This is a genomic window from cf. Phormidesmis sp. LEGE 11477 (assembly GCF_015207105.1).
Lineage (GTDB): Bacteria > Cyanobacteriota > Cyanobacteriia > Phormidesmidales > Phormidesmidaceae > Phormidesmis.
The window spans coordinates 22,289-28,310 of record NZ_JADEXO010000085.1 but is presented as its reverse complement, the minus strand read 5'-3'; the positions used below and the strand labels follow the sequence as shown (position 1 = coordinate 28,310).

Annotated in this window: 7 protein-coding genes; 3 read left to right on the top strand and 4 right to left on the bottom strand. The window is 51.8% G+C overall.

Annotated elements, in window-relative coordinates; all coding sequences use genetic code 11:
- Positions 1-300 precede the first annotated feature (300 nt).
- Positions 301-702, bottom strand: coding sequence for a TMEM165/GDT1 family protein (locus tag IQ256_RS20420; protein ID WP_370623506.1), 402 nt, complete (start codon positions 700-702; stop codon positions 301-303).
- Positions 703-758: 56 nt separating this feature from the next.
- Positions 759-1,157: a YkgJ family cysteine cluster protein gene (locus tag IQ256_RS20415; protein ID WP_193857405.1), complete on the bottom strand. Its 399-nt coding sequence runs from the start codon at positions 1,155-1,157 to the stop codon at positions 759-761.
- Positions 1,158-1,343: 186 nt separating this feature from the next.
- Between IQ256_RS20415 and psb30 the strand changes: the two genes are divergently transcribed.
- Positions 1,344-1,475 carry a photosystem II reaction center protein Ycf12/Psb30 gene (gene psb30, locus IQ256_RS20410; protein WP_193857404.1) on the top strand — a complete coding sequence of 44 codons (132 nt, stop codon included), beginning with the start codon at positions 1,344-1,346 and terminating at the stop codon, positions 1,473-1,475.
- Between the two features lie 134 nt (positions 1,476-1,609).
- On the opposite strand, the gene ispD is transcribed toward psb30, so the two are convergent.
- Positions 1,610-2,326 carry a 2-C-methyl-D-erythritol 4-phosphate cytidylyltransferase gene (ispD, locus tag IQ256_RS20405; RefSeq protein ID WP_193857403.1) on the bottom strand — a complete coding sequence of 239 codons (717 nt, stop codon included), beginning with the start codon at positions 2,324-2,326 and terminating at the stop codon, positions 1,610-1,612.
- 141 nt (positions 2,327-2,467) lie between these two features.
- Between ispD and IQ256_RS20400 the strand changes: the two genes are divergently transcribed.
- Both IQ256_RS20400 and IQ256_RS20395 read left to right on the top strand, forming a co-directional pair.
- Positions 2,468-3,442, top strand: a complete 975-nt coding sequence (locus IQ256_RS20400; protein ID WP_193857402.1) for a glycosyltransferase family 9 protein — start codon at positions 2,468-2,470, stop codon at positions 3,440-3,442.
- Between the two features lie 118 nt (positions 3,443-3,560).
- Positions 3,561-4,241 carry a hypothetical protein gene (locus tag IQ256_RS20395; RefSeq protein WP_193857401.1) on the top strand — a complete coding sequence of 227 codons (681 nt, stop codon included), beginning with the start codon at positions 3,561-3,563 and terminating at the stop codon, positions 4,239-4,241.
- Between the two features lie 93 nt (positions 4,242-4,334).
- Here IQ256_RS20395 and IQ256_RS20390 read toward each other — a convergent pair whose 3' ends face one another.
- Positions 4,335-5,936: a CPBP family intramembrane glutamic endopeptidase gene (locus tag IQ256_RS20390; protein WP_193857400.1), complete on the bottom strand. Its 1,602-nt coding sequence runs from the start codon at positions 5,934-5,936 to the stop codon at positions 4,335-4,337.
- Positions 5,937-6,022 lie beyond the last annotated feature (86 nt).

The following is a 6,022-nucleotide window of genomic DNA, read 5'->3' as shown; positions in this document are numbered from 1 at the left end:
GCCTCATGAGCACTTGCTCAATGCGAGTGTAGAGTTCCATAATTGATTTGGTTGAGTGTGGTAATTCAACCAGTCTCGAACATTCCTTGCCTTTTCGGTACTGGAATGTTCGGCACTCTACGCGATCGCTTTGCCGATTCCTGAAAAGATTCTACTTAGAGAAAAACTTCGCACTGTCCAGTTAACTGATAGTTCGCACTTAATAGTTCGCGCCTGGTCGTTCGCAAGATCCGCTTGACCCGCCTTTGAGGACTTACTGCCTGGAGGCTTACCCGCCTGACGCTGACACCTAAGACTCACTTAAGCGCCGATGATATCGCCCACTAACCCGATAGTAATCAACAGCAGCAAGATGCCCGCCCACGTGTCTAGCGACTCTGCAGAAACACGCTTGGACAGCCACTGACCTAGCAAAACGCCTATGAGACTCGTGGCAACGAGCGCTAGCCCCGCCCCAGCAAACACGACAAAAGGCGACTGCGATTCAGCGCTCATCAGCATTGTCGTCACCTGCGTCTTGTCGCCTAGCTCAGCTAGAAATATGGTGAGGAATGTGGAGAAGAAGACGCTCCAGAACCCGTTAGCTGTACTGCGATCGCCAACCGGATCAGTCGTTGGCAATTTTCCGGTCGAATCACCGAATTCTAATAAGTCAGGTTCTAGCTGCTCGCCGGGGTTGGAAGTCGTGGGCTTAGAGGTCACAATCTACTTAACTTCATATTTTTTTCATTATCTGTGATGACCTGCGGCTAGCGCAATCATTCGTCGCTGACATCTGCTCTACTTTCGAGCTTGATCACCTGTGTGTCCACGCCGATCGCCTGGTAGAAACGATCCATTTCTGGACTCATATTGCCGTATATGCTGTCAATCTGCTGCTCACAGCATTCAATGGCAAAGTCATTAAGTTCGTTGGGTTCAATGCTGTACAGTTGCCTAAACGTATCTGCTTGCACTCTGCAAAAGCTAGGTCGCTCTTCATAGATCGTACAGCGCCGCTGGTCTTTGTTGTAATGGATGCACCAGCCGTCTTCTCCGACCATACTCATGTACAAGCTCAGTTGAGTTGGCGTTAGGTAGTCAGCTAGATCCGGCCTGTCTGCTGGGCTAAGCTCACAGCAGGCCCCACAGTTTTTCACACATTGCCAAGTTGCCATACGACTTCTAATACCGAATTCTTTGCTGTACTAAACCTAGTGAAACTCGCGACAGACCAGCAAACGACGAACCTTAGAATTTTGTAAACAAAGCTTAATGTAGGCCGCCGCAAACAGGTACAATGCTGTGGAGTAAAATTGCTTGTCGTGGTTCGGTTTAAACAGTTTGGAGGATAAATAGCTCTGTTGACTAGCGCTCTTTCTTTTTTAAATAGTATTGATTTTGTTCTGATTGCTCAGCTGACGATGCTGGCACTGGTCGTTATCGCTGGGCCTGCAATTGTGTTTTTGTTAGCGCTTCGAGGCGGCGATCTCTAAAGCGCTCCTTCGGTCAATTCTTTCCCTAGCTTGGCTTGAACCGAATTTATTAAACGGCCCTATGGCTTGCACCCTACGTCTTGCTCGGTGCAGTCGTAGGGTTTTATTTATTTTGTGGTTCACGACCTTTTAGGTCAGGGCTTTGAGGCGGTAGCGTCTCCTTGTTCAGCGGTTTTTCGCTGCTGAAGGATGAACTGAGCGATCGCCAAATCGACAGGTGTGGTCACCTTCAAGTTGGTTTCCTCTCCTTTGACAACACTCACCAGAACCCCACATTTTTCTAATAGCGCTGCGTCGTCGGTGACCTGCCAGCCCTCGCTGCGGCCTCTAGCATGGCACTGCTTTAGCAGCGCGACTTCAAATCCTTGGGGCGTTTGCGCGGCCCAGAGCCGAGAGCGATCGGGTGTATCTGTAATCAGGTTCTGGGCATCGACCTGCTTGATGGTGTCCTTGACCGGAACCGCCGCAATAAATCCTTTGGACGCTAGCGCCGCTTGAGCGCACCGATCGAACAAGGCTGGCGTCGCCAGACAGCGGGCTCCGTCGTGGATCAAGACATGCGTAGCCTCCTTGGGCAGTGCCTGTAGTCCATTGAATACAGAAGCCTGTCGGGTGTCGCCGCCTTGGATGAACTGGACGGGCTTTTGGATATTGCACTGCGCTACTATCGCCTCAATATTTAGGCGGTCTATGGGCTGGCAGATAATCCCAATCCAGCTCAGGTGGCTGGCTGACTCAGCGGCGCTCAAAGTCCAGGCCAAGATGGGACGCGCTAGTAAGGGAATAAGAAGTTTGTTGTGATCGCTCCCCATACGACGGCCTACTCCAGCCGCTGGGATAAGTAAGTGCATAGACTCTCGATAAGTGCTTGACTGCTCTGGTTACATAGAACACCTTTTTGGGGCTGTTTTGGTTTTATTTCCGTAGAATCTCGCTAAGCTCACCAGCGTCCCTTAGAATGATGGGCGGATAAAAATACGAATATTAACCGCATGCGTATACTGGCCATAGTCCCTGGTGGCATCAGCGATCAGCTTTTGTTTTTTCCGGCTTTAGAAGATATCAAGCGGGTCTATCCAAATGCTGAGATTAGTGTTGTTGCTGAGCCCAAGGCATCTTCTGCCTACCGGGTCTCGAAGATCGTCGATACTGTCATTCCGTTCACCTTCTCGGCTGCTAATAGCCCCTCTGACTGGGCCAATCTGCTAGGTAATGTACGCGATAGAGAATATGAGGTGGTGCTGACGACCGACTTAAGCTGGTCGATGGGGCTACTGCTTTGGCTGAGCGGCGTTCCGACTAGGGTAACTTTTGAAGGAACCAGTGCGCCCTATTTCTACACGCGGGTTCTGCCCGATAGCTCTCAATCGTCTACCCAGTATCAGGCCGATCGCTATCACGATCTGCTCTTAGCTATCGGCATTGAGGGTCCGGCTCCAGCCCTGTCAGTCAATGTGCCAGAAGGCGATTTAAACTGGGCAAAGAAGATGCGCGATCGCCAGGGGCTCGCGAGCGGCTATGTCTTGATGTATCCTGGCCCGGATACTGGCAGCGCTGATGTTGGCGCTCGCTTTTCTGTGCCTAGCTGGCAGACGGTGATTGCAGATTTCAGGGAAAAGCAGCCGCAGATGCCGATCGTGCTCCTGCAAACAGAGGGCAGCATCCCCCAAATCAACGCACTAAGAGTCGGTGATGACAAGCTAGTGGTAGCCAACACCGAAAACATTGGTCAAGCCGCTGCTGTGATCGCAGGCGCAGATTTATTGCTAACCCCCGACAGCTACGTCATGCAGCTATCAGCCGCGCTCAAGGTTTTTACGCTGGCGCTGTTTGGTAAAAATAGCCCAGAAGAGATGCTGCCGCCTACCAAAGGCGAAGAAACCCGCTTTTTGGGCATTGCTTCAGAGACTAGTAAAATTGCGGATATCTCACCTGAGACAGTACTAAATAAGGTCTGGGGAAGATAGTCTTAATGCTTCGAGGCTAGTCTTGCTTTAGCGGCTGGTTTTATTTCGCCTAGTCCTACAGGCGATCGCCGTGCTATAGAAGATTTCACCCGTTAAAACTCAACTCTTAACTAAAGCCATGGATCGTATTCAAGAACAGGCATCAGATTTGTGGGCGCTCCTTTTTGAAGAGGAGACTGCCGAGACCTATCAAGCGGCCCTAAACCTGACAGGCAAAATTCTGACCAATACAGCCCAGTTGCTCTGGCTAATTATCTGCTCTGTCTTTGTCTTTGGTGCCTGGTTTAGCGACGCCTCTGTAAAAGCAGGCAATAACATCAGGCTTTGGCTCGATCGACAAACGAGTGACGATACGACGACTCAAGCATCGAAGCCAGTGAGTGAGACGGGCAAAGATATGCTCGATACTAGTCGCACCGCTATCATCAAGCTCCTTAACAGAGCCAGAGAAGAGCTGGGCCTAGAAGCAGAGCCTTTGCCAATACCTACACAGAAATCAGTAGCGCCCGCTGCTACTTCTTCACCTGCCGAAGAAACGGCGGCAAGCCATTCATCTGCTCCAAGCTCTTCACCCGCGACTATCTCACCCGCGACTTCTGAAGATAGGTCCCAAGCAGCGCCTCAGACATCAACCACCCAGACATCAACCACCCAGACATCAGCGCCTCAGACAAGCACACCCCAAACGATGAAAGTGAGCGACAGCTCATCTGAAGATTTAACCGACGACATGACTGATGATGAGGTCGAAGACGAAACGGCAGACGAAAGCTGGCCGCCGCAGACGACTGACGATTAGAGCAGATGGCTTTAGAGCAAGCGACTAGAGTATAGGAATACTGGTGGCTTCTCTTTTGAGCAATTGCCTAAAGAGAAGCTGGATGCCAGCGCACTAACTGCCGCTACCCAACAAGAACAGGCCAATCATGGTGATACTGTTCCAGGTGCTGTGTAGCAGAATCGAAGACATCAGATTTCGCGATCTGGCGTATACGAAGCCCAAGATAGCGCCCAGTACGGTGAGCGGTAAGACTTCTGAAAAGCTGAGATGCGCCGTTGCAAAGATCAGGCTGCTCAGCCCGATCGCTGCCCAGGTTGACATGTAGCGGGTGAGCGAGGGGAGAAGAAAGCCTCGAAACAGAATCTCTTCAAAAACGGGAGCGGCGATCGCAGCCGTAAACAAAAACATCCCGAGCGCAATCGGATCGCGCTCTTCTAGCACCAGCTGTAGGATCGGATTATTCCCCCCTTGGCCCTGCCAGATTTGCTGGTTCAATGTCGAGACGGCTAGCATCAAAGGCAGCGCTACAAGGTAACCGCCCCCGCCCCACAGCGGCCAGCGACTGGCCAGATCAAACCGAAACCACTCTTTAGAGAGCGGCAGATACTGCTTGATAGCCCAGTACAGCACGCCTAATGTGCTCGCTGCCATCAATAGATAGAACACTAAAGAATACAGCGCTTTCCCTCGGCTGGTGAGCCCCAAAACGGTGATAGCAGCGGCCAGTCCCGAATGAGGTAGATGAGGTAGGCTAGCCGTTTGCAAGCCGCCCCCTTGGCTGAGCAGTAAACCTATTTGTAAGACCAGGGGTAGTGCTAGCTGGCCGATAAACAAAAAGCCGCCGACAATCACTAGCCAAACTACTTCCCAATCCCAGGGCACTTCCCAAGGCGTCTGCGCGATCGCCAAAATGGACGCTTTTCCTCTGAGCAGCCGCTGGCCGATCAGTGCAATCAATAGTCCAGCGCCCAGCAGACCGCCTAGAGAAGGCAGCAGACCAATCAGGCTAAGTCTAATCAGCGTGCTTTCTGCTGTCTGGGTCTGCGTTGTTTCAACCTGGGCCAGCAGCTCGTCTCGCTCTTCCAACCTATACAGCCGGGTGAGCGCTGATTCTCGATACCAGCCTCTGAGATTCGCGGCGATAACATCTGGGGCTTCTGAGCGAATGACGGGCGGATCTTGCCAAAGATCGGCCAGTGTCGCAGCGGTGAGTGCTGGCGCTGTCAAAACTTTGTTGGTGCTGCTTTTACTCTCTTTTTGGGCTAGCTGCTGCCAGGTATCAGTTGCCTCTGCCGCGTTCCCCGTTTTCGCTTCGATCATCCCTAGTCGCAGATCGATTTGGTCGATAAGATCCTGTTGCGACCGGGCGGTGGTCATTAACTTTTGAGCGCGCTCAATATCTGGCTCAGGTGAACTCTGGAGCTGCTGCTGTAAACGAGCGAGGCTGGTAACCGCGTCTTTGCGAACCTCCTTGTATTGTTCGGTCGCCGATTCTAGGGCGTCTTCTCCAAAGACAGCCTGGCGGAACTGTTGGACCTCAGCCTCGGGTAGGCCGCTACCGTTCCACTCGCTGGCTTGAACTAATAGGTCAGTTTGATATAGCTGAAGCTGATTGCCGACCTGCGGCTCGCCTAGACTACTGATCAGTGAATTACCCATCACCCAGGCCACGAGCAGTGTCAAAACAGAAAGAACGATTCGCTTAAGGGTCATGCTGGTGATAGTGGATGAAAACACTATTATCGCATTTTGCCTCGTAGCCAGCTCTGTATCGCTAGGCGTTTCCTAATAGAATTAGA